This window comes from Variovorax nivicola, from assembly GCF_051216475.1.
In the GTDB taxonomy this organism is placed as follows: Bacteria; Pseudomonadota; Gammaproteobacteria; order Burkholderiales; family Burkholderiaceae_C; genus Variovorax.
The window spans coordinates 450,496-473,437 of sequence record NZ_JBPJZK010000005.1; the positions used below are offsets into that span (position 1 = coordinate 450,496).

23 protein-coding genes are annotated in these 22,942 nt (G+C 66.9%); 5 read left to right on the top strand and 18 right to left on the bottom strand.

All coding sequences use genetic code 11. The annotated features are described in order from the left end of the window. Positions 1–10: 10 nt before the first annotated feature. From ACSFBF_RS22415 to ACSFBF_RS22435, 5 genes are all read left to right on the top strand, one after another. Positions 11–802, top strand: coding sequence for an FAD binding domain-containing protein (locus ACSFBF_RS22415; protein WP_435470787.1), 792 nt, complete (start codon positions 11–13; stop codon positions 800–802). Positions 803–869: 67 nt separating this feature from the next. Next, positions 870–1,760, top strand: coding sequence for an AAA family ATPase (locus ACSFBF_RS22420; RefSeq protein WP_435470789.1), 891 nt, complete (start codon positions 870–872; stop codon positions 1,758–1,760). Further along, the gene (locus ACSFBF_RS22425; protein ID WP_435470791.1) at positions 1,757–2,977 is read left to right on the top strand and encodes a vWA domain-containing protein; all 1,221 of its coding nucleotides are present in this window, start codon (positions 1,757–1,759) and stop codon (positions 2,975–2,977) included. Before ACSFBF_RS22420 ends, ACSFBF_RS22425 begins: the two co-directional genes overlap by 4 nt. Before the next feature lie 33 nt (positions 2,978–3,010). Beyond that, positions 3,011–3,688, top strand: coding sequence for an SRPBCC family protein (locus tag ACSFBF_RS22430; RefSeq protein WP_435470793.1), 678 nt, complete (start codon positions 3,011–3,013; stop codon positions 3,686–3,688). A 14-nt stretch (positions 3,689–3,702) separates the two neighbouring features. Next, entirely contained in the window at positions 3,703–4,725 is a 1,023-nt protein-coding gene (locus tag ACSFBF_RS22435; RefSeq protein WP_435470795.1) for an XdhC family protein, read from the top strand. 269 nt (positions 4,726–4,994) lie between these two features. On the opposite strand, the gene mnhG is transcribed toward ACSFBF_RS22435, so the two are convergent. The 18 genes from mnhG to pheA all read right to left on the bottom strand — a co-directional run bounded on the left by mnhG (position 4,995) and on the right by pheA (position 22,936). Beyond that, positions 4,995–5,351, bottom strand: a complete 357-nt coding sequence (gene mnhG / locus ACSFBF_RS22440) for a monovalent cation/H(+) antiporter subunit G (protein ID WP_435470797.1) — start codon at positions 5,349–5,351, stop codon at positions 4,995–4,997. Further along, entirely contained in the window at positions 5,348–5,626 is a 279-nt protein-coding gene (locus tag ACSFBF_RS22445) for a K+/H+ antiporter subunit F (protein ID WP_093050069.1), read from the bottom strand. Before ACSFBF_RS22445 ends, mnhG begins: the two co-directional genes overlap by 4 nt. Next, positions 5,623–6,114: a Na+/H+ antiporter subunit E gene (locus ACSFBF_RS22450; protein WP_435470800.1), complete on the bottom strand. Its 492-nt coding sequence runs from the start codon at positions 6,112–6,114 to the stop codon at positions 5,623–5,625. The genes ACSFBF_RS22445 and ACSFBF_RS22450 overlap by 4 nt, the downstream gene beginning before the upstream one ends. Next, on the bottom strand, positions 6,111–7,778 hold the full coding sequence (locus ACSFBF_RS22455; protein WP_435471247.1) for a monovalent cation/H+ antiporter subunit D: 1,668 nt from the start codon (positions 7,776–7,778) through the stop codon (positions 6,111–6,113). Before ACSFBF_RS22455 ends, ACSFBF_RS22450 begins: the two co-directional genes overlap by 4 nt. Before the next feature lie 41 nt (positions 7,779–7,819). Further along, positions 7,820–8,170 (bottom strand): Na+/H+ antiporter subunit C, encoded by a 351-nt coding sequence (locus ACSFBF_RS22460; RefSeq protein ID WP_435470802.1) that lies wholly within the window; start codon positions 8,168–8,170, stop codon positions 7,820–7,822. Then, positions 8,170–11,118 (bottom strand): monovalent cation/H+ antiporter subunit A, encoded by a 2,949-nt coding sequence (locus tag ACSFBF_RS22465; protein WP_435470804.1) that lies wholly within the window; start codon positions 11,116–11,118, stop codon positions 8,170–8,172. Before ACSFBF_RS22465 ends, ACSFBF_RS22460 begins: the two co-directional genes overlap by 1 nt. A 77-nt stretch (positions 11,119–11,195) precedes the next feature. Beyond that, complete coding sequence (gene crcB / locus ACSFBF_RS22470; RefSeq protein ID WP_093075291.1) at positions 11,196–11,573, bottom strand: fluoride efflux transporter CrcB; 378 nt, start codon at positions 11,571–11,573, stop codon at positions 11,196–11,198. A 41-nt stretch (positions 11,574–11,614) separates the two neighbouring features. Further along, complete coding sequence (locus ACSFBF_RS22475) at positions 11,615–12,928, bottom strand: TRAP transporter large permease (protein ID WP_435470807.1); 1,314 nt, start codon at positions 12,926–12,928, stop codon at positions 11,615–11,617. 5 nt (positions 12,929–12,933) lie between these two features. Next, positions 12,934–13,467 (bottom strand): TRAP transporter small permease, encoded by a 534-nt coding sequence (locus tag ACSFBF_RS22480; protein ID WP_435470809.1) that lies wholly within the window; start codon positions 13,465–13,467, stop codon positions 12,934–12,936. 3 nt (positions 13,468–13,470) lie between these two features. Continuing rightward, positions 13,471–14,439 carry a TRAP transporter substrate-binding protein gene (locus ACSFBF_RS22485; RefSeq protein WP_435470811.1) on the bottom strand — a complete coding sequence of 323 codons (969 nt, stop codon included), beginning with the start codon at positions 14,437–14,439 and terminating at the stop codon, positions 13,471–13,473. Between the two features lie 143 nt (positions 14,440–14,582). Beyond that, the gene (locus tag ACSFBF_RS22490) at positions 14,583–14,903 is read right to left on the bottom strand and encodes a ComEA family DNA-binding protein (RefSeq protein ID WP_435470813.1); all 321 of its coding nucleotides are present in this window, start codon (positions 14,901–14,903) and stop codon (positions 14,583–14,585) included. A 137-nt stretch (positions 14,904–15,040) separates the two neighbouring features. Next, positions 15,041–16,210 (bottom strand): lipopolysaccharide assembly protein LapB, encoded by a 1,170-nt coding sequence (gene lapB, locus ACSFBF_RS22495; protein WP_435470815.1) that lies wholly within the window; start codon positions 16,208–16,210, stop codon positions 15,041–15,043. After that, positions 16,200–16,535 (bottom strand): LapA family protein, encoded by a 336-nt coding sequence (locus ACSFBF_RS22500; protein WP_435470817.1) that lies wholly within the window; start codon positions 16,533–16,535, stop codon positions 16,200–16,202. The genes lapB and ACSFBF_RS22500 overlap by 11 nt, the downstream gene beginning before the upstream one ends. A 57-nt stretch (positions 16,536–16,592) precedes the next feature. Further along, complete coding sequence (locus ACSFBF_RS22505; protein WP_435470819.1) at positions 16,593–16,922, bottom strand: integration host factor subunit beta; 330 nt, start codon at positions 16,920–16,922, stop codon at positions 16,593–16,595. A gap of 78 nt (positions 16,923–17,000) precedes the next feature. After that, positions 17,001–18,689 (bottom strand): 30S ribosomal protein S1, encoded by a 1,689-nt coding sequence (gene rpsA, locus ACSFBF_RS22510; protein WP_007829366.1) that lies wholly within the window; start codon positions 18,687–18,689, stop codon positions 17,001–17,003. Positions 18,690–18,895: 206 nt separating this feature from the next. Beyond that, on the bottom strand, positions 18,896–20,908 hold the full coding sequence (locus ACSFBF_RS22515) for a bifunctional 3-phosphoshikimate 1-carboxyvinyltransferase/cytidylate kinase (RefSeq protein WP_435470821.1): 2,013 nt from the start codon (positions 20,906–20,908) through the stop codon (positions 18,896–18,898). A gap of 1 nt (position 20,909) precedes the next feature. Further along, entirely contained in the window at positions 20,910–21,800 is an 891-nt protein-coding gene (locus ACSFBF_RS22520) for a prephenate dehydrogenase (protein WP_435470823.1), read from the bottom strand. An 11-nt stretch (positions 21,801–21,811) separates the two neighbouring features. Continuing rightward, on the bottom strand, positions 21,812–22,936 hold the full coding sequence (pheA, locus tag ACSFBF_RS22525; RefSeq protein ID WP_093050110.1) for a prephenate dehydratase: 1,125 nt from the start codon (positions 22,934–22,936) through the stop codon (positions 21,812–21,814). Positions 22,937–22,942 lie beyond the last annotated feature (6 nt).

Genomic DNA, 22,942 nt, shown 5'->3' on the forward strand with positions numbered 1-22,942 from the left:
GAATCACACCATGTATGCCTTCACACTCGAACGGCCCGCTACCGTGGCCGATGCGGCCAAACTCGTTGCCGCCGGCGCCAAGCCGCTGGCGGGCGGCCAGACCCTGCTGGCTTCGATGAAGCTGCGGCTCTCGGCCCCCGAACAGCTGGTGGACCTGAGCGGCATCAAGGAACTCACCGGCATCACGAAGAACGGCAATGCCATCACCATCGGCGCCATGTCGCGCCACCTCGACGTGGCGAACAACGCCGACGTGAAGGCCTCCTACCCGGCGCTGGCCGATCTGGCCTCGCGCATCGGCGACCGGCAGGTGCGCGCGATGGGCACCATCGGCGGCTCGGTGGCCAACAACGATCCGGCGGCGTGCTACCCCAGCGCGGTGCTCGGTTCGGGCGCGACCGTGGTCACGTCGAAGCGCGAGATCGCAGCGGACGACTTCTTCCTGGGCCTGTTCACCACGGCGCTGGAAGAAGACGAGCTGATCACCGCGATCCGCTTTCCCATTCCGAAGCGCGCCGTCTACGAAAAACTGCGCCAGAAGGCGTCGAACTTCCCGCTGGTCGGCGTGTTCCTTGCGCAATACGACAGCGGCGTGCGCGTGGCGATCACCGGCGCGGGCAACGGCGTGTTCCGCCATGCCGGGCTGGAAGACGCGCTGAACAAGAGCTTTACCGCAGCCGCCGCTGCTGCGGTGAAGATCGACGCGAGCGATCTCAACAGCGACCTGCATGCGTCGGCCGCGTACCGCGCGAACCTGATCAGCGTGCTGACCCAGCGTGCAGTGACCAAGGCCCTGGGCTGAAGAGGCCGAGGTCGCCGATCGCCCACCGGAAGGCGCGACACCCTCGCGTCTTCCGCTACGCTTCGCCATGATCTTTCCGACCATCGATTCCCTCTCCGAGGCTTTGGTGCAGGCCGGCTACTTCGCCGACCGGCGACTGGCCACGGCCGTGTTTCTCGCGCTCAAGCTGCAGCGCCCGCTGCTGCTCGAAGGCGAGCCCGGTGTCGGCAAGACCGAGCTGGCGAAAGCACTGTCGACCGCACTGAACCGCGAGCTGCTGCGCCTGCAGTGCTACGACGGCCTGGAGCAGCGCGAAGCGCTCTACGAATGGAACTACGCGGCGCAGCTGCTGCACATGCGCGCGGCCGAGGCCACGGGCGCGGCGCGCGACGTGGAAGCCGAGGTCTACCAGCCGCACTACCTGATCCGCCGACCGCTGCTGCAGGCGCTGCAGACACCGCTGCCGGGCGCCGTGCTGCTGATCGACGAGGTAGACCGCGCCGACGAGCCCTTCGAGGCCTTCCTGCTCGAATACCTGGGCGAGTACCAGGTGAGCATTCCCGAGCTGGGCACGGTGCGCGCCGTGGTGCCGCCCGTGACCATCCTCACGAGCAATCGCACGCGCGAGCTCAACGACGCGGTCAAGCGCCGCTGTCTCTATCACTGGCTCGACTATCCCGAGCGCGAGCGCGAACTGGCCATCGTGCGCGCGCAGGTGCCGCAGGCCGGCGAGAAGCTGTCGGCGCAGGTGTCAGCCTTCGTCGCGCGGCTGCGCGAGGCGCCGTTCATCAATGCCTTCCAGCGCGCGCCCGGCATCGCCGAGAGCGTCGAATGGGCGAGGGCGCTGATTGCGCTCGACACCGTCGAGCTCGACCCCGAGGTGGTGGTCGACACCGCCGGCATCCTGTTCAAGCAGCGCGACGACGTGGCCGCGCTGACGCGGGAGCTGGCGTCGGACCTGCTCAAGCCCGAGGCATGACGACCGGCGGCATCCAGCAACTCGGCGACGTCCGTAGCGGCAAGCTCGCCGGCAACATCACCGCCTTCGGCCGTGCGCTACGTCGCGCCGGCGTGCGCACCGATGCCATGCGCATCGCGCTGGCCGCTGAAGCGGCCACGCTGGTGGGCGTGGAAGACAGGCTCGACCTGAGCGCCGCGATGGAAGCCGTGATGGTGAGCCGCGAGCAGGACCGCATGGTGTTCCGCGAACTCTTCGATGCCTGGTTCCGCGACCCGGAGCTGGCCAACAAGCTGCTCGCGCAGATGCTGCCGAGCGCTGAAGGCAAGGCCGAGCCCTCGAAGCGTCGGCCACGCGTGCGCGAGGCGCTCACTGCTCCGCGCAACCCCGCCAAGCCGGCCGAGCTGGCGAAGCCTGACCGAGAGGTCGAATTCGACGCCGCGATGACGTCGAGTGACCGCCAGCGCCTGCAGCATGCGGACTTCAATGCGCTCGGCGCTTCCGAATACCGCCTGGTCGAACGGCTGGCACGCGACATCAGGCTGCCGATTCCCGAGCTCCCGTCGCGCCGCCTGCGCGTGGCCGGCGACGCGGGCCAGCAGCATGCGCGCATGCACTGGCCGGGCGTGCTGCATGAGGCGGCGCGCACTGGTGGCGAGATCTTGCGGCTGCCCAAGCTGGCCCGGCGCCCGCAGCCCTTGCCGCTGCTGGTGCTTGTCGACGTGTCGGGCTCGATGGAGCGCTATGCGCGCTTGCTGCTGGCTTTCCTGCACGCGGCCACTCGCCGTGCGGGCCGGCGCGACGTGTTCGCCTTCGGCACCCGCCTGACAGACCTGACCCCCGCCTTCCGGCTCGCCGACACCGACGCCATGCTCGGCGCTGCCAGCCTGGCCATCGACGACTTCGCGGGCGGCACCCGGCTCGGCAGCTCGCTGACCGAGCTGCGCCGCGCCCACGCACGCCGCCTGACCGGTCGCCGAACGCTGGTGCTGGTGATCAGCGACGGCCTCGACACCGGCGAGCCGTCGCTGCTGGAGCAGGAGCTGCTCTGGCTCAAGCGCCATTCGCGCCGCCTGCTGTGGCTCAACCCCTTGCTGCGCTTCGAGGGCTACGCCCCTCTGGCGCGTGGGGCCAGCGTGTTGCACCGGCAAGCAGACGCGATGCTGGCGGTTCACAATCTCAGCGCACTCGAACAGCTCGCCGCGAGCCTGGCCGCCCTGATGCGGTCCGGCCGCTAGCGTTGCCAGGAAGGAAGACAAAGGAAACCCACCATGGAAATGCTCGGAAACCGCCGCCTCGGCATCACCCAACAACAGGCCTGGGAAGCGCTCAACGACCCCGAGACGCTGAAGAAATGCATTCCCGGCTGCGACAAGTTCGAGCTCACGGGCGACAACCAGTACAGCGTCGCGCTCGCGTTGAAGATCGGGCCGGTGTCGGCCAAGTTCAACGGCAAGGTGCAGCTGTCGGACATCGTGGCGCCCGATGGCTACAAGCTGAGCTTCGAAGGGCAGGGCGGCGTGGCCGGCTTTGCCAAGGGCTCGTCGAGTGTCACGCTCAAGCCGGTGGCGGCCGAAGCTCCCGCCGAAGCGGCACCGGCCGAGCCTGCCGTCGCGCATGAAGCCGAGGCCGCATCGCCGCCTCCCGTCTCCGGCTGCGAACTCGACTACACCGTGCAGGCCCAGGTCGGCGGCAAGATCGCCCAGCTCGGCCAGCGCCTGATCGACGGCGCCGCCAAGTCCACCGCCGACGATTTCTTCAAGCGCTTCGAGGCCGAAATGCAGAGCCGCTACGGCCCACCGCCTGCGCCGGTGGTGGAAGTCACCGCCGAAGCGCCTGCAGAGAAGGCCGGCATGATGTCCGGCCTCATGAAGAAGATCGGCCTCGGCAAGAAGGACGACAACAGCGACAACAAGGACGCGCCTGCAACGGGCGACGCCAACAACTAGCAGCACGCCGCGCCATGGAAAACCTCGACGTCATGGTGCTGCGCACGCTGCGTGACTGGCGGCGTGCCGGCAAGCGCGCGCTGCTGACGACCGTCGTGCGCACCTGGGGCTCGTCGCCCCGGCCCGTGGGTTCGATCATGGCCCTGGCCGAAGATGGCGCGGTGGTCGGCTCGGTATCGGGCGGCTGCATCGAGGACGACCTGATCGCGCGCTACAGCCACGCCCACGGCAAGGCGGAAGAAGTGCCGCTGGGCGCGCCGCCCGCGCTCGTGAAGTACGGCATCACCGCCGACGAGGCACACCGCTTCGGCCTGCCCTGCGGCGGCACGCTGGAGCTGCTGCTCGAATACGCGCCCGATGCCAGCTCGCTCGACCTGCTGGTCGCGCAACTGGAACAAGGCAAGCTCATGCAGCGCACGGTGACGCTCGCCACCGGCGGCGTGCGGCTCGCCGAAGCGAAAGCCCCCGACGAGCTCAGTGTGAACGACGTCGAGCTCACCAACACCTTCGGCCCCGAGTACCGCATGCTGCTGATCGGCGCCGGCCAGCTGGCCGAGTACCTCGCCACGATGGCCAAGTTCAGCGGCTTCGCAGTGACGCTGTGCGACCCGCGCGCCGAGTACCGCACCGCGTGGTCGCTGCCCGGCGTGCACATCACGACCGAGATGCCCGACGACGCAGTGCTGGCCTTCAAGCCCGACCGCCGCAGTTGCGTGGTTGCGCTCACACACGACCCCAAGCTGGACGACCTCGCGCTGCTCGAGGCGCTGCAGAGCGAAGCTTTCTACGTCGGCGCCATCGGCTCGCGCCGCAATGCCGACGCACGGCGCGACCGCATGATCGAGCACTTCGACCAGACCGAAGAATCTCTCGCGCGGCTGCGCGGGCCCATCGGCATCTACATCGGCAGCAAGACGCCGCCGGAGATCGCGGTGAGCGTGATGGCAGAAATCCTGGCGGTGAAGAACGCGGTGACGCTGCCGCGCGAGGTCGAGGTGGCGCGGGCCAAGGAAATGCAGCAGTTGCTGCCTAGCTGATTTGCTTTTTTCGGGGTGCGTGCGAATGACACCGGGTATTCCCCTCCGCGAATGTCCCCCGCCTTCGGCTCCTCCTTTATTTCGCTGCGGGGAGTACCCGGTGCCATTCGCACATTGAGCGCGGCTGTCGTGCCGGCCGATCAACCACTGCGTCCAACGATCACGTCGATGGTGTGCTCTGCGCAGCGAAATAAAGGAGGAGGCCGCAGGCCGGGGGACATTCGCGGAGCAGAGCACGCCGTCGGCGTGAGCGCGCCCTGAACAGCACCTCAGTTCGACTTGGCCTCGGGCGGCACGTCGCCACCCTTTTGCCGCTCGCGGAACAGCGCCGCACGCATCAGAAAAATGGTGGTGATCGGCGCCGTGAGCGCAATGAACAGCACGATCAGCACCGCATGCAGGAACAGGCTGAAGCCCTGCACCGAAAAATAGACGATGGTGGCGACCGTCATGCACCACACGCCCACCGTCGCGCCCAGCGTGGGCGCATGGATGCGGCGGAAGAAGGTGGGCAGTCGAACCAGGCCGAATGAACCGATCGCCGCGAACGCCGCGCCCAGCACCGCGAACACGGCGGTGACGATCTCGGCCCACAGCGGCAGCGGGCCCACGATGAAGTCCGTCATTCGATCACCTCCCCGCGCAGCAGGAACTTGGCCATGGCCGTAGAGCCGACGAAGCCGAACAGCGCGATCAGCAGCGCCGCCTCGAAGTAGACGTTGCTCGCATAGATGATGCCGAGCACCAGCATCATCAGCATGCCGTTGATGTAGAGGCAGTCGAGGGCCATCACGCGGTCTTGCGCGCTCGGGCCGATCAGCAACCGCGAGAGCGCGCACAGCATGGCCACGGCCAGCAAAAAGAGCGCGAACTTCAGGGCCCAGAAGAGGATGGGTGTCATGACTCGAAGATCTCCATCAGGGGGCGTTCGTAGCGCTCTTTGATCATGGCGACGAAGGCGGCCTCGTCGTCGAGGTCGAACACGTGGATCAGCAGCGTGCTGCGGTCGAACGACACTTCGCCCCAGGCGGTGCCGGGCGTGAGGCACATCACCATGGCCAGCACCGCCAGCCCGTTGGGGTCGCGCATGTCGAGCGGAATCTGCACGAACTTCGAGCCGATGCGCGAAGTGCGCCGCGTGAGCAGCAGCCGAGCCACGTCGTATGCCGACTTCAGCATGTCGAAGGTCACGACGAAGGACAGCCGCAGCGCAACACCGGGCCGGCGCATGCGCACCGCCGCCGGGCGCAGGCCCTCTGTGAGCAGCGGCACCGCGATGGCGAGGATCAGGGCCGCCAGCAGCGTGGCGGCGTCGAGCGACTGGTTGAGCAGCAGCCAGACGATGAACAGCGCGAACGACAGCGACGGAGAAGGAATCAGGCGCTTCATGGGGCCGTGCCTTCCTTTTGTTCTTCCTTCTTCACCGGGTTCGGTATCTGCCGGGCGCCCAGCACCGCGTTGCGATAGGGCGTGGGGGTCTTCAGTCCGTCCGCGGTGGCCCTGGCGTGCTGCATGACAGGCCCGGCCCACACAGTCAGTGCCACGCTGGCCGCGAGCAGCCCGGCCACCGGCAGCACTTCGAGCGCGGGCAGCGAGGGCATGGTGGGGTGGAGCTGCGTCCAGAAGTGGCGGATGCCGGTGCGGCTCAATGCAATCAGCGAGAGAAAGCCCGAGGCGATCAGCAGCGCAAGAAAGATCCAGCCGGCGGTGCCGAGCGCCTTGGCGCCGAGCACGCCCGAGAGCATCGCGAACTTGCCGATGAAGCCCGACAGCGGCGGCAGGCCCGCGAGCAGCAGCGTGCAGCCCATGAAGCTCAGGCCCAGGAAGGCCACGCCGGCGGGAATCGCGCGGCCGTAGAGCGCCTGTGCCTCGTCGTCGAGGTTCACGTCGTCGAGCGCGCGCAGGTCTTCTGCGAGGAAGGGCGCGTTGCCCGCCGCCTCGTGCGGCGCCACGCTCATGCCGGCGTTGCGCCAGCGCTCGATCATGTCGGTCAGCAGGAAGAAGGCGCTGACCGCGAGCGTGGAGCTCAGCAGGTAGTACAGCGCGCCGGCCCACACGGCCGGCTGGCCGAGCCCGACCGCCGCGAGCAGGGTGCCCGCAGATACCAGCACGCTGAAGCCCGCGAGGTTCGACAGCCGCTGCGTGCCGACGATGCCGAGCGCGCCGACGAAGAGCGTGGCAAGGCCCACGCCGACCAGCGCCGCCTGCCCGAAGGCGGCCGAGTCGCCGGTGTCGGGCGCGAACAGCACGGTCCACAGCCGCAGGATCGTGTAGACGCCGAGCTTGGTCAGCAGCGCGAACACCGCGCCTACGGGCGACACCGATGCGCTGTAGGCCGGCACCAGCCAGAAGTTGAGCGGCCACGCGCCGGCCTTCGCGAAGAAGGCGGTCGCGAGGATGGCCGCCGCCGCATGCACAAGGCCCCGGTCGCCCGGCGCGAGTTCGGCAATGCGTACGCCGAGATCGGCCATGTTGAGCGTGCCCGTCACGCCGTAAAGGATGGCGGCGCCGATCAGAAACAGCGATGAAGCCGCGAGGTTGATCGCGATGTAGTGCAGCCCCGCCTGCACCCGCAGCCGCCCCGAGCCGTGCAGCAGCAGGCCGTACGAGGCCGCGAGCATCACCTCGAAAAAGACGAAGAGGTTGAACAGGTCACCCGTGAGAAAGGCGCCGTTCAGGCCCATGAGCTGCAGTTGCAGCAGCGGATGGAAATGCACGCCTGCGCGGTCCCAGCGCGAGGTGGAATAGATCGACGCGGCAAAGGCGATCACGCCCGTGAGCGCGACCATCATGGTCGAGAGCCGGTCGGCCACCAGCACGATGCCGAAGGGCGCGCGCCAGTTGCCCGGCAGGTAGACGCCGATGGAGCCGGGACCGCCGCCGGTGTCTGCCGCGTTCACCCAGCGCAGCAGCGCGAGCGCGGCAAGCAGGCCGACGAGGCCCGAGACCACGCTCAGGGCCGACTTGGTGCGCCGCCGGTTCTCGCCCAGCAGCAGCATGAGCGCGGCCGTGAGCATGGGCACGAGGATCGGCACCGCCACCAGGTGCGGCATGCTGAACTCGAGCAGTTCGTCGAGCAGATGGAAGATTTCCTTCACTCTGCCTCCTGCCGCTCTTCACCGTCCACGTGGTCGGTGCCGGTGAGGCCGCGCGAGGTGAGCATCACCACGAGGAACAGCGCCGTCATCGCGAAGCCGATCACGATGGCCGTCAGCACCAGCGCCTGTGGCATCGGGTCGGCCGTGTTGGCGAGCGTGGCGGTCAAGCCCTTGATGAGCACCGGCTCGCTGTCGACCTTGAGCCGGCCCATGCTGAAGATGAACAGGTTGACCGCGTACGAGATCAGCGTCAGGCCCATGATGACCTGGAAGGTGCGCGGGCGCAGCAGCATGTACACGCCCGAACCGGTGAGCACGCCGATGGCGAGTGCGAGCACGATTTCCATCAGCTGGCTCCCCCGGCTGCGACGGCCGCTGCGGCAGCTTCGGCTTCTTTTTCAGCCTGCTCGTCGGCCCAGCGGTGGCTTCGAATCGACTGGTGGGCCAGCGCGGTGAGGATGAGCATGGTGGCGCCGAGCACCAGCGCGAACACGCCGATGTCGAAGAAGAGGGCGCTGGGCACGTGCACTTCGCCCAGCAGCGGCAGATGCAGGTGCGCGGTGTGCGTGGTCAGGAAGGGATAGCCGAAGAACACAGCGCCGCCGCCGGTGGCCAGCGCCAGCAGCAGGCCGATGGCGATCCAGCGGCGCGGGTAGATGCGCAGGTGCTCTTCCACCCATTCGGTGCCCGAGACGATGAACTGCAGCACCAGCGCGACCGACATCACCAGCCCCGCGACGAAGCCGCCGCCCGGCGCGTTGTGGCCGCGCATGAAGAAGTAGACCGACACCAGCGCTGCCAGCGGTAGCACCAGCCGCACCAGCACGGCCGGCACCATCAGGTAGCCAACGGCGGTGTCCTTGGCGCGGCGCGGGTTCAGCAAATCGCTGCTGCCGTCGTCGACCTGCAGGCGCTGCTGGACCGGCAGCGCCATCGATTCGATCGCGGGGCGAAAGCGCCGCAGCAGCGCGTACACAGTGAGCGCGACCACGCCAAGCACGGTGATCTCGCCGAAGGTGTCGAAGCCGCGGAAGTCGACCAGCATCACGTTGACCACGTTGGTGCCGCCGCCCTCGGTGAGCGCGTGTTCGAGGAAGAAGGGCGAAATGCTCTGCGGGAAATTGCGCGTCATCATCGCCCAGGCCAGCGCGGCCATGCCGCTGCCGGCGATGGTTGCCACCAGCAGGTCGCGCCCGCGCCGGCCCCAGGGACGCAGCCGCGCGCGCGCGGGTTGAATGACGTCTTTGCTGCGCATCGGCAGCCAGCGCAGGCCCAGCAGGATGAGCACCGTGGTCACGGCCTCGACCACCAGTTGCGTCAACGCGAGGTCGGGCGCCGAGAACCAGATGTAGGTCACGCAAGAGACCAGCCCCGCGCCCGAGGCCAGCATCAGCGCCGCCAGCCGGTGGAACTTGGCCTGCCATGCGGCGGCCAGTGCGCAGGTGCCGCCGATGATCCAGGTCATGGCGAACATCGGCGAGAAAGGCAGCAGCTCGCGCGTGCCGGGTGCGGCGGGCGTGGCCCACAGGGAAGCTGCGGCGCCCGCCACGGCCACGACTACCAGCAGCAGCAACTGCCACTGCAGCCGGCGCGTGCCGAACAGGCGGCGGCTGCGCCGGCCCGCTTCGCTCAGCAGCGCGAGCAGGTGCTCGAAGATGACCTGGCCGTCGAAGCGGTGCAGCAGCGGCGTGTGCTCGAGGCCGCCGCCTGCGCGCCGGCGGCGCTGCAGCAGGTACAGCGCGCCGCCGCCCACCAGCGCCACGAAGCTCATCAAGAGCGGCAGGTTGAAGCCGTGCCACACGGCAAGGCTGTACTCGGGCAGCGTGCCGCCGACGACCGGCGAGGCGGCTGCCGCCAGCATCGGGCCGACGGACCACGCCGGCACCACGCCCACCACCAGGCACACCAGCACCAGCAGCTCGACCGGCACGCGCATCCAGTGCGGCGGCTCGTGTGGGTGCTTGGGCACCTCGTCGCCGCAGGGCGGGCCGAAGAACACGTCGAACACGAAGCGTGCCGAATACGCCACGCTGAAGATGCCCGCGATGGTGGCGATGACCGGCAGGCTGAAATCGACCCACGGCGTCGACTGGATGAACACCGTCTCGGCGAAGAACATTTCCTTCGAGAGAAAGCCGTTGAGCAGCGGCACGCCGGCCATCGAGGCGCTGGCGATGATGGCCAGCGTGCCCGTGATGGGCATGAGCCGCATCAGCCCGCTGAGCTTGCGGATGTCACGCGTGCCGGTCTCGTGGTCGATGATGCCGGCCGCCATGAAGAGCGACGCCTTGAAGGTCGCGTGGTTCATCACATGGAACACCGCCGCCACCGCCGCGAGCGGGCTGTTCAGGCCCAGCAGCAGTGTGATGAGCCCGAGGTGCGAAATGGTCGAGTAGGCCAGCAGCGCCTTCAGGTCGCGCTGGAACATGGCGATGAAGCCGCCGAGCAGCAGCGTGACGGCGCCCGCGCCGCCCACCATCCAGAACCACTGCTCGGTGCCCGAGAGCACGGGCCACAGCCGTGCCATCAGGAACACGCCGAGCTTCACCATCGTGGCCGAGTGCAGGTAGGCCGACACCGGCGTGGGCGCGGCCATGGCGCGCGGCAGCCAGAAGTGGAACGGGAACTGCGCGCTCTTGGTGAAGGCGCCGAGCAGCACCAGCACCAGCGCGACCGGGTAGAGCGCGTGCGCGCGGATGAGGTCGCCCGAGGCCAGAACCACGTCGAGTTCGTAGCTGCCGACGATACGGCCCAGCACCAGCACGCCGGCCAGCAGGCACAGCCCGCCCGCGCCCGTGACGGTGAGCGCCATGCGCGCGCCCCGACGCGCGTCGCGGCGGTGGTGCCAGTAGCCGATGAGAAGGAAGGAGAAGAGGCTGGTGAGCTCCCAGAACAGCACCATCTGAATGAGGTTGCCCGAGAGCACCACGCCCATCATTGCGCCCATGAACGCGAGGAAGAACGAGAAGAAGCGCGGCACCGGGTCGGAGGCCGACATGTAGTAGCGCGCATAGAGCACCACCAGCGCGCCGATGCCCAGCACCAGCATGCAGAACAGCCATGCAAAGCCGTCCATGCGGAACACGAGGTTCAGGCCGAGGGCCGGCAGCCATTCGATTTCTTGCCGCAGCACATTGCCATGCGCGATCTGCGGGAAGAACCATGCAACCTGGATGGCGCAGCCCAGCGCGACCAGCCCCGCAAGGGTCGACTCCCTGTTGCGCGCGTTGGAAGGCATCAACGCGGCCAGCACGCTGGCAATGAAAGGGAGTGCGACGAGAAAGACCAGGGGCATTGGGGTCGATTCTATCGGCCGACCCTATGGAAGGCCTTATCTATAACCGCAAGACATAAGGCAGTTTTTCGCTCGATTCAGGAGGAGAAAGCCTGCACCGTGCGCAACCCGAGCCAGGTCATGCAAAGCGAACCGCCCAGGTGCAACGCGATCGTGCCCATCGCGAGCCCGAGCCGGCCGCCCATGAGCATGCCGACCACTTCCGCCGAAAAGCTCGAGAAGGTGGTCAGCGTGCCGAGGAAGCCGGTGATGACCATGAGCCGCCACGCGGGGTTGATGTCCGGCAGGCCGCTGAACACACCGATGGCCACGCCGATCAGGTAGCCGCCGATGAGGTTCACCGCCAGCGTGCCCCAGGGCAAGATGCCGCCGGGGTTGAGCCACAGGGCAAAGCCCCAGCGCATGAGGGCGCCGACGCAGGCGGCGAGACAGATGACGAGGACGTTCAGCAGCATGCCGGCGATTATCCGCAAGCTGCCGGACAGCCCTTCTCTTTCTACTTCTCCTTGCCCATCACCACATCGGGCAGGATCGTCACGATGCTCGGGAACAGCGTGATCAGCACGATGCACAGCACCAGGCAGAAGAAGAACGGAATCGCCGCCTTGGCGATCACGTTGCTGTCTTTCCCGGTCATGTTCTGCAGCACGAAGAGGTTGAAGCCCACTGGCGGCGTGACCTCGGCGATCTCGACCAGCAGCACGATGAAGATGCCGAACCAGATCAGGTCGAAGCCGGCCTTCTGGATCATCGGCAGCACCACTGCGCTGGTCAGCACGATCATCGAGATGCCGTCCAGCGCCGTGCCGAGCACCAGGTACACGACGACCAGCGCGCCGATCAGCGCATAGGGAGACAGGTGCATGCTGTCGACCCATTCCGCCAGCTCGCGCGGAATGCCGGTGAAGGCCATGGTCTTGGTGAGGAAGGCGGCGCCGGCCAGGATGAACATGATCATGCAGCTGGTGCGCGTGGCACCCATGATGCCGTCCTTGAAGTTCTTCCAGGTCAGGCTGCGGCCCCAGGCCGCGATGGCCAGTGAGCCCAGCACACCGAAGGCCGCGCACTCGGTGGCCGTGGCCCAGCCGGCCACCAGCACCCAGACGATGAAGACGATCAGCAGCGCACACGGAATCAGGTTGCCCGAGAGCCGGATCTTCTCCATGAAGGTGGTCGGCGGATCGGCCGGCGGCACCTGGTCGGGGTTGCGCAGGCTCCACCAGCCGATGTAGCCCGAGAACAGCAGCATCAGCAGAAGGCCCGGAAGAAAGCCGGCCAGGAAGATGCGGATGATCGAGGCGTCGGCGGCCACGGCGTACACCACCATCGTGATCGACGGCGGAATCAGGATGCCCAGCGTGCCGGCGGTGGCGAGCGAGCCGATGGCCAGCTTCTCGTTGTAGCCGCGGCGCTTGAGCTCGGGCAGCGCCACCTTGGCGATGGTCGCGCAGGTGGCGGCCGACGAGCCAGAGACCGAGCCGAACACGCCGCAGCCGAGGATGGTGGTGTGCATCAGCCGGCCGGGCACGCGGTTGAGCCAGGGGCGCAGGCCCTCGAACATCTCCTCGCTGAGCTTGGTCCTGAAGAGAATCTCGCCCATCCAGATGAAGAGCGGCAGCGCCGCGAGCTCCCAACTGGCGTTGCTTTCCCAGAAGGCGGAGAACAGGTTCTTGCCCGGCAGCGTGTTGGTGAAGAAGGCCTGGCCGACCCAGCCGACGATGGCCAGCGTCATCGCGATCCAGACGCCGCCCGCGAGCAGGAGCAGCATGATGGCGAGCAGCAGCGCGCCCATGAGCAGGGTTTCAAGCATGGGCGTCAGACGTCGGAGGAGAAATCACCGGCGGCATGCCGCTCTTCGATGGCGCGCTGGTAGCTCGGTTTCTCGCCGCGCACCACGCCGACCAGCTCGTCGACCATGGCGATCAGCAGCAGCCAGCAGCCGATGACGAAGGTCGATTGCGGAATCCAGATCGGAATGACGACGAGGCCCGTCGCCATTTCGGCGAACTCGTAGCTCTCGTAGGTGAAGCTGGTGGCCCAGTAGGTCAGGTAGGCTACCGACACCGAGGCGATCAGCAAGCAGCTCACGTCGAGCATGCGCCGCACCTTCGGCGGCACGGCTTCGAGCAGCAGCGTCACGCGCACGAAGTCGCCATGGCGGAAGGCATGCGCCATCGCGAAGAACGCGGCGGCGGCGCACAGCCAGGCCACCACGTCGTTGAGCCCGCTCACGTGCCAGTTCATCTGCCGGCCCACGCCGGCCAGGATCATCAGCACGAAGATCAGGAACACGCAGAACGCGCCGAGCGCGCCTGCACCGTCGTACAGGCGGTCGAGAAAGCGGCGCACGGCTTACTTCTTTTTATAAGCGTCGACGATGGCTGCACCGTCGGCACCGGTGGCCTTGAGCCAGTCGGTCTGCATGATGCCGCCGACCTGGCGCATGTCGGCGTCGAGCTTGGGCGAGGGCTTGTGCACCTTCATGCCGCGCTCGGCGAGCAGGCGCTTGTATTCGTCGTTCTTCTCCTGCGCGACCTTCCAGCCGCGCACTTCGGCGTCGGCCGCGGCCTTGGTGACAGCGGCCTTGGTGGTGGCGTCGAGCGCGTCGAAGGCCTTGGCGTTGACGAGGATCGCGTTCTTCGGAATCCAGGCCTGCGTGTCGTAGAAGTTCTTGATGTGCTCGTAGGTCTTGGTGTCGTAGCCGGTGGAGCCCGAGCTCATGTAGCTCTCGATCACGCCTGTGGCCATGGCCGCGCTGAGTTCGGCCTGCTGGATCTGCACCGGCTGCGCGCCGATGAGTTCGGCGATCTTGGCGGTGGCCGGGCTGTAGGCGCGCCACTTGATGCCGCGCAGGTCGGCCACCGAGCCGATTTCCTTCTTTGTGTAGATGCCCTGCGGCGCCCATGGCACCACGAACAGCACCTTGATGCCCTGGGCCGCGAGCAGCTTTTCCATGGCGGGCTTCGATGCGTCGTAGAGCTTTCGCGCCTCGGGGTAGGTGGTGGCGAGAAAGGGCACGCCGTCGAGCGCGTAGATCGGGTTCTCGTTCGCGTAGTTGGCCAGCAGGATCTCGCCGGCCTGCGCCTGGCCACTCTGCACGGCGCGCTTGATTTCGGGCGCCTTGAACAGCGAGGCGTTGGCATGCACCGTGATCTTCACCTTGCCGCCCGTGGCAGCGTCGACGTCCTTCGCGAACTGCGTGATGTTTTCCGTGTGGTAGTTGGTGGCGGGGTAGGCCGTGGGGAGGTCCCACTTGGTCTGCGCGAAGGCTGCGGCGCCGAGGGTGAGGCCCGCGAGGGCAATGCCGAACTTGTGATTCATGTACGCGCTCCGGAATGGATTGAAAGCAAAACGAAAGGAAGCTTACGTGCAAATTCCGGACCACTTCCTGAGGCATTTCCCTGCCATGGCGCGCATGAAAAAGCCGCCCGGAGGCGGCTTTGCATATTTCTACCGGAGCGGAATCAGGGCTTGGCGGCCTTGGGGGCCTTCGCTTCCTTCGAGGCCGCGGGTGCCGCGTCACTGAAACTCTTGCCATTGACCGTCAGGCCTTCGGCCGACAGCTTGGCCGCCTTCTTCTCCTTCACGCCCTTCACGCGCTGCATGAGGTCGGGCCAGTCCTTGAACTCGCCTTCCTTGCGCGCTTCGAGAATGCGCTTGGACATCGACGGGCCAACGCCCTTGATGCCGTCGAGGTCGGCCTCGGTGCCTTTGTTGACGTCGACGGCGGCGAACGAAACGGCTGCGAACAGCAAGGCCGTGGTGGCCAGGATCTTCTTGAACATGATGAAAAACTCCCTCTTTTTTGTTGATGAGTGACAGCCGACAGAAACGTCGGCCCAGGCTCAACGAGGAGGGAAAGAAGGGCGTTGACGCGTGGAAGCCGTGCCGGCTTCGACGTGACCATTGTTCAGAAATGTGATCAGAGTTCTTCGACGCGGCGCGGCGGATAGCTGTCCCAGGCCTGGCAGCCGGGGCAGTGCCAGAAGTACTGGTGCGCCTCGAAACCGCAGGCTGCGCAGCGGTAGCGCATGAGCGGCCGGGTGGCCTGGTCGAGCGCGCGTTGCACTTGCGGATGGAACTGCTGGTGCTCGAAGTGTTCGCCCGCGAGCCAGCGCGAGGCCGCGACCAGCGAGGGCTGCTGCGCAAGATGCGCGATGTAGCCGTCGCGCGGCGTGGGGTTGGGTTCTTCGGCGGTGGCGGTCGGTGTGCCGCCGAGTGCCATCAGAGCTTCGAGCACGTCGATCGACGGCGACTCCACGTAGCGGCGTTGCAGCAGCGTGAGCGCTTCGCCTTCGCGGTGCGCGGCCACGGCAGCCTGCTGCAGCGCGGCGGCGTAGAGCGGCAGCGCCAGCGGTGCTGTCTCGCTCAGGGCCACGAGTGTGTCGAATGCCGCGGCCGCTTCGCCGTTGCGCAACTGCAGGTTGGCTGTGTCGATGGCGGGGCGCGGTGCCTGCGGCGCCAGCTCGACAGCCTGCGCGAGCAGCTTTGCGGCGCCGGGCAGGTCGCCTGCCGCAACGCGCTCGGTCGCCTGCTCGCAGAGGTGATGCGCGCGGCGCGTGCTGTAGCTGGCCTGGTCCGACTCATCGAGCTTCTGCGCCACGTCGGCGGCCTGTGCCCATTCGCGCGAGCGCTCGTAGATGGCCAGCAGTGAGAGCCGTGCCTCGTTCTCGTAGCGCGTGCCTTCGAGCTTCTGCAGCGCGGCTTCGGCGCGATCGAGCAGGCCGGCGCGCAGGAAGTCTTGTGCCAGTGCGTGCTGCGCGCGTTCGCGGTCGCTGCGGCTCAGGTCGCCGCGACCCAGCAGGTGCTCGTGCACGCGCACCGCGCGTTGGTACTCGCCGCGGCGGCGAAACAGGTTGCCGAGCGCGAAGTGCAATTCCTGCGTGTCGGGGTCGTTCTGAACGGCCTCGATGAAGGCATCGATGGCCTGGTCCTGCTGCTCGTTGAGCAGGAAGTTGAGGCCGCGAAAGTAGGCCTTGGGGGCCTGGCGGTTCTCGAGCTTGAGTTGCCGGATGTCGAAGCGCGATGCGAGCCACCCGAGCACGAAGGCGACGGGCAAGCTGATCAGCAGCCAGCTGGGATCAAAGTCCATGTTGACGTACGGCGGGGAGGTCGGTGGCGGAGATGGAGGGCGCGGCTACCGGTGCAGCTGCGGTGGTCGACGGCGTGGATGCCTGCGCTTCGGCAGCGGCAGGCAGCTGGGCCGCGGCGGTGCGGTGCTTCCACCAGCCCGGCAGCATGCCCAGTGCACCGACCACGAGCCCGCCAGCAAAGGCCGCGAGCACAACGAGCACCAGCGGCGCGCGCCAGTAGGTGCCGAAGAAGAAATAGACGGTCGCGTCGTGCTGGTTGTTCAGCGCGAAAGCGAAGAGCGTAAAAAAAATGGCTGCCTTGAGCAGCCACAGGAGGTATTTCATGCACGTTCCCGTTGGCGGGACGATTCTACGTTTGCAACCATCGGGATCAGCTGCCGGTCAGGCCTTGCGGCCCTTGGCTTCCTTGCTGCCGGCGTCGAGCTCCGCAGTGCGTGCATCGACGGCTTCGCGCAGCGCCTTGCCGGGCTTGAAGTGCGGCACCCGCTTCTCGGGAATCTGCACGCTCTCGCCCGAACGCGGGTTGCGGCCGATGCGCGGCGGACGACGGTTGACCGAGAAGCTGCCGAAGCCACGGATCTCGATGCGGTGTCCGCGCACCAGCGCGTCGCTCATGGCGTCGAGGATGGTCTTGACGGCGTATTCGGCATCGCGGTGCGTGAGCTGTGCAAAGCGCGCTGCGAGTTCTTCGACGAGGTCTGAGCGGGTCATAGGCCGAACATAAACGAAAAACGTGGACGAAAAAAAAGACAGAGCGGCCCCAGGGCCTGCTCTGTCTTCCGACTCAGCTTACTTGCTGTCGTTGTTGTCGAGCTTGGCGCGCAGCAGTGCGCCCAGGCTGGTCGTGCCCGCGTTTTCGCGTGCCGACTGCTGGCTCAGGCTGGCCATGGCGCCTTGTTCGTCGACCATGTCCTTCTGCTTGATCGACAGCTGGATGTTGCGGGTCTTGCGATCCACATTCACGACGATGGCGGTGACTTCGTCGCCTTCCTTCAGCACGTTGCGGGCATCTTCGACGCGGTCGCGCGAGATTTCCGAAGCACGCAGGTAGCCGATGATGTCTTCGCCGAGGTCGATTTCAGCGCCGCGGGCGTCCACGGTCTTGACCTTGCCGGTCACGATCTGGCCCTTGTCGTTCACGGTGGTGAACGTGGTGAACGGGTCGCTGTCGAGCTGCTTGATGCCCAGGCTGATGCGCTCGCGGTCGACGTCGACTGCCAGCACGATCGCTTCGACTTCCTGGCCCTTCTTGTAGTTGCGAACGGCGGTTTCGCCGGCTTCGTTCCACGAAAGGTCCGAGAGGTGAACCAGGCCGTCGATGCCGGCAGCCAGACCCACGAACACGCCGAAGTCGGTGATCGACTTGATCGGGCCCTTGACGCGGTCGCCGCGCTTGGTGTTTTGCGCGAACTCTTGCCACGGGTTGGCCTTGCACTGCTTCATGCCCAGGCTGATGCGGCGCTTGTCTTCGTCGATTTCCAGGACCATGACTTCGACTTCGTCGCCCAGCGAGACGATCTTGTTCGGAGCGATGTTCTTGTTGGTCCAGTCCATTTCGGAGACGTGCACCAGGCCTTCGATGCCGGGTTCGAGTTCGACGAACGCGCCGTAGTCGGCAATGTTCGTGACCTTGCCGAACAGGCGGGTCGATTGCGGGTAGCGGCGCGAAACGCCCATCCACGGGTCATCACCCATTTGCTTGAGACCCAGCGAGACACGGTTCTTTTCGGTGTCGAACTTGAGGATCTTGGCGGTGATTTCCTGGCCGGCCTGAACGACTTCGCTCGGGTGGCGGACACGGCGCCATGCCATGTCGGTGATGTGCAGCAGGCCGTCGATGCCGCCGAGGTCCACGAACGCACCGTATTCGGTGATGTTCTTGACCACGCCGCGCACGACTGCGCCTTCCTTCAGCGTTTCCATCAGCTTGGCGCGTTCTTCGCCCATGCTGGCTTCGACCACGGCACGGCGCGACAGCACGACGTTGTTGCGCTTGCGGTCGAGCTTGATGACCTTGAATTCGAGGGTCTTGTTCTCGTACGGGGTCAGGTCCTTGATCGGACGCGTGTCGATCAGCGAGCCCGGCAGGAACGCGCGGATGCCGTTGACCAGGACCGTGAGGCCGCCCTTGACCTTGCCGCTGGTGGTGCCGGTGACGAAGTCGCCCGATTCCAGCGCCTTCTCGAGGGCGAGCCACGAAGCCAGACGCTTGGCGGTGTCGCGCGAGAGGATGGTGTCGCCGTAGCCGTTTTCAACGCTGCCGATGGCAACGGAAACGAAGTCGCCGGCCTGAACTTCGAGTTCGCCCTTGTCGTTCTTGAACTCTTCGATCGGCACATACGCTTCGGACTTCAGACCGGCGTTGACGACGACGTGGTTGTGTTCGACACGCACGACTTCGGCCGTGATGACCTCGCCGGTGCGCATTTCGGAACGCTTCAGGGACTCTTCGAATAGGTCGGCAAAAGATTCAGACATTTATGGTTCCTTCCGTCAGGCAGGGTTGGCAGGCGCTCTTGCGAAATTGCGTGCGGCTGCTGTGGGTCTGTAGACGGCGGTTTTGTGGGCGTGAGCCCGGGTTGGTTGAACAACCAGCAGGCCGGTGCGCTGTCGCGCGGGAGGAGCCTGTTGGAGCGGTATGCGCCTTGTGAATATTTCGGGATATTCCGTCTGGCGCCAGCTTTTCAAGCGGACTTGAAAGGCTGTACTTGCTGCCACCAGTCCAACACCGTATCGATCGATTGTTCGATGGACAGCTGGGAGTTGTCGAGGTGGCGAGCGTCTTGCGCCGGCTTCAGAGGGGCAACGCTGCGGGATGAGTCCCGGGCGTCACGTGCTTCCAAGTCGGAGCGAAGACTGTCGAGTGTAGTCGAAATACCCTTTGAAATCAACTGCTTATGCCGCCGTTCGGCACGCTGGGCGGCGCTGGCCGTGAGGAAGACCTTGAGCGTCGCGTCGGGGAAGATCACGGTGCCCATGTCGCGCCCATCGGCCACCAGGCCGGGCAGTTGGCGGAAGCGCTGCTGCAGGGCCAGCAGCGCCTCGCGCACGGCCGGCAGCGTGGAGACGCGGGAGGCGTCCATGCCGGCTGCTTCGGTGCGGATGTCGTCGCTGACGTCTTCGCCAGCCAGCAGCACCTTGCCCTCGATGAACTGCAGGGGCAGGGCGGCCGCGAGGGTGGCGATCTGCGCCTCGTGCTGGGTGTCGGTGCTCAGGCCGGCGCGCCGCATGGCCAGGCCGGTCACGCGGTAGAGCGAGCCTGAATCGAGGTAGTGGTAGCCCAGCAGGCGCGCCACTTCGGCCGCGAGCGTGCCCTTGCCGGATGCGGTCGGGCCGTCGATGCAGATCACCGGCACCTCGGCGGCCTCGGCCACCGAGAACAGGGTCTCGAAGTAGTCGGGGAAAGTCTTGGCGACGCAGTGCGGGTCGAGGATGCGCACCGGCACCCCGGCCGGATTGAACGCCGCGAGCGAGAAGCACATGGCCACGCGGTGATCGTCGTAGGTGTGGATGCTCGCCGGGCGCCAGCCGGCCTGCGCCAGCGGGTGCACGCGGATGAAGTCGGGGCCGGCCTCGACGGCGGCGCCAAGCTTTTTCAGCTCGTTGGCCATGGCGTCGATGCGGTCGGTTTCCTTCACGCGCCAGCTAGCGATGTTGCGCAGCGTGCTCGGGCCGTCGGCGTAGAGCGCCATCACGGCCAGCGTCATCGCAGCGTCGGGAATATGGTTGGCGTCGAGGTCGATGGCCTTGAGCGGCCAGGCGCCGCGGCGCACTTCGAGCCAGTTCGGGCCGCTGTCGACCAGCGCGCCCATCTGGCGGGCGGCGTCGATGAAGCGGATGTCGCCCTGGATCGAATCGGCGCCCACGCCCTCGATCCGGATGCCGTTCTTGCCGGATACGCCCGTCGCAATTGCGCCCAATGCTATGAAATAGCTAGCAGACGAGGCGTCGGCCTCGACGTGGATATCGCCGGGCGAGCTGTAGCTGCTGCCAGCTGGAATGGTGAAGCGCTCCCAGCCGTCGCGCCGCACCTGGATGCCGAAGCGCGTGAGCAGATTCAGCGTGATCTCGATGTAGGGCTTGGAAATCAGCTCTCCGACCACCTCGATCACGATGTCGTCGGCCGCCGCGAGCGGCAGCGCCAGCAGCAGGGCAGTGAGGAACTGGCTCGACACATCGCCGCGGACGCGGATCGGGGCGTCGAGCGCCAAGTCGCCGTGTGGTACCGGGTGGATGCGCAGCGGCGGATAGCCGGGGTTGCCGAGGTAGTCGATGCGGCAGCCGAGCTGGGTCAGCGCATCGACGAGGTCGCCGATGGGGCGCTCGTGCATGCGCGGGACGCCGCTCAGTTCGAACTCGCCGCCCAGCAGCGACAGCGCCGCGGTGAGCGGGCGCATCGCGGTGCCGGCATTGCCGAGGAACAGCGGCAGCAGCGTTTCGTTGGGCTTCAGCTGTCCGCCGAGCCCGGTGATGCGCAGCGTGTTTCCGTCCGGGTCGATGCCGCAGCCGAGTGCGCGCAGGGCGTCGAGCATCACGCGCGTGTCGTCGGAATCGAGCAGGTCGTGGATGGTGGTGGTGCCACTCGCGAGCGCGGCGAGCAGCAGCACGCGGTTGGAGATGCTCTTGGAGCCCGGCAGCCGGACCGTACCGGCCGCGCCCGCGAGAGGCGGGAGATCGAGGAAGGTCGTCGAGAACATCTCAGTTGTCCTGCTGCTGCGACGAGGTGTCCGTGGCCGGTTTCCAGGCCGCGCGGGCCTTGCTGGCGGCGGCAATGGATTGCTCCAGCGCCTGCAGGTCGCCCGCGGCCATCAGCGCCTCGAGGTCGTCCAGCGCCTTGCGGAAGGCCTGCGACTGTTGCAGCACCTGTTCGCGATTGGCCAGCAGCACGTCGCGCCACATGACCGGGTCGCTCGCGGCGATGCGCGAGAAATCGCGAAAGCCCGGTCCCCCGAGGCTCAGGAAGCGGTCGCCCTGCGGCTGGCTGGCGATGGCGTTGGTGTACGCGAAGGCCAGCAGGTGCGGCAGGTGGCTCACGGCGGCGAAGGCGGCGTCATGCTCTTCGTGTGTCATGGTGACGACGTGCGCGCCGATGCCGCTCCACACCTGCGAGGCCCGCTGCACGTTCGAGCGCAGCGTGGTCTTCACTGGCGTCAGCACGACCTGCCGGCCGGTGAAGAGCGAAGCCTCGGCGTGCTCGATGCCCGAGAGCTCCTTGCCGGCAATCGGATGCGCCGGAACGAAGTTCGCGAACTGGCGCTGCAGGCCGTTGCGCGCGGCTTCGATCACGTCGCCCTTGGTCGAGCCTACGTCCATCACCAGCGTCTCGTTCGAGATGCCGTGGCGGATGGCCTTGAATGTGGCTTCCGATGCGGCCACCGGCACCGCCAGCAGCACGATGTCGGCGCCCGACACCGCCAGCAGCGCAGATGGCGCCACCACGTCGATCACGCCGAGCTGGCGTGCCCGCTCGGTGGTGGAAGGCGACTTGCTGTAGCCCACCACGCGTTTCACCAGCTTCGCGCGCTTGAGTGCGAGCGCGAAAGAGCCGCCCATCAGGCCGCAGCCGATCAGTCCCAGTTGTTCGAACATGCTGCTGCCGCTCAGGCCTTGACGGGGTACGCGCCCAGCACCTTGTAGAACGCGCAGAGCCCGCGCAGTTCGGCCAGCGCTGCGGCCACGTTGGGCTGTGAGGGGTGGCCGTCGAGGTCGATGTAGAAGTAGTACTCCCACTGGCCGGTGCGTGCGGGGCGCGACTCGAAGCGGGTCATCGACACGTTGTTGGCCTTCAGCGGCACCAGCAGGTCGTGCACCGCACCGGGCCGGTTCGGCACCGAGACGATCAGGCTCGTGCAGTCGCGGCCCGAGGCCGGCGGCATGGCCAGCGTCTGCGGCAGGCAGATCACCGAGAAGCGGGTGCGGTTGTACGAGTCGTCCTGAATGGCGTGCGCCACGATGTGCAGGCCGAAGCGGGTGGCGGCGCGCTCGCCGGCCAATGCGGCCCAGGCCGGGTTGGTGGCTGCGAGCCGTGCGCCTTCGGCGTTGCTCGATACGGCGCGTCGCTCGGCGTTGGGCAGGTGCTTGGACAGCCAGGTCTGACACTGCGCCAGCGCCTGCGGATGGGCCAGCACAGCCTCGACGCCTTCGAGCGAGTTGCTGCTGCGCAGGAGATGGTGACGCACCAGCAGGCTGACTTCGCCGACAACATGGGTGGGCGAATGCAGGAACAGGTCGAGCGAGCGCGTGACCACGCCTTCGGTCGAGTTCTCGACGCCGACCACGCCGTACTGGGCGCTGCCCGCGGCGGTGGCGTGGAACACCTCGTCGAAGCTGGCGCAATAGATCAGGTCGGCGGCGCCGCCGAAGTATTCGATGGCCGCCTGTTCGCAGAAAGTGCCTTCGGGACCGAGCACGGCCACGCGTTGCGGCGATTCGAGCGCCAGGCAGGCCGACATGATCTCGCGCCAGATGGCGGCTACATGGAGGTCCTTGAGCGGACCGCCATTGCTCTTCTGCATCTTGTCGATGACCTGCGCCACGCGGTCGGGGCGGAAGAACGGGGTGCCCTCGCGCTTCTTGACCTCGCCGACCAACTCGGCCACATGGGCCCGCTCGTTGAGCAGGCTGAGCAGTCGCTGGTCGAGCGAGTCGATCTGCACGCGCAGATCGGCCAGGCTTTCGGAGTTGTCGGAGGGAGAAGAGGGCGGTGTGGGTGCGGAGGCGGTCATCGGTGC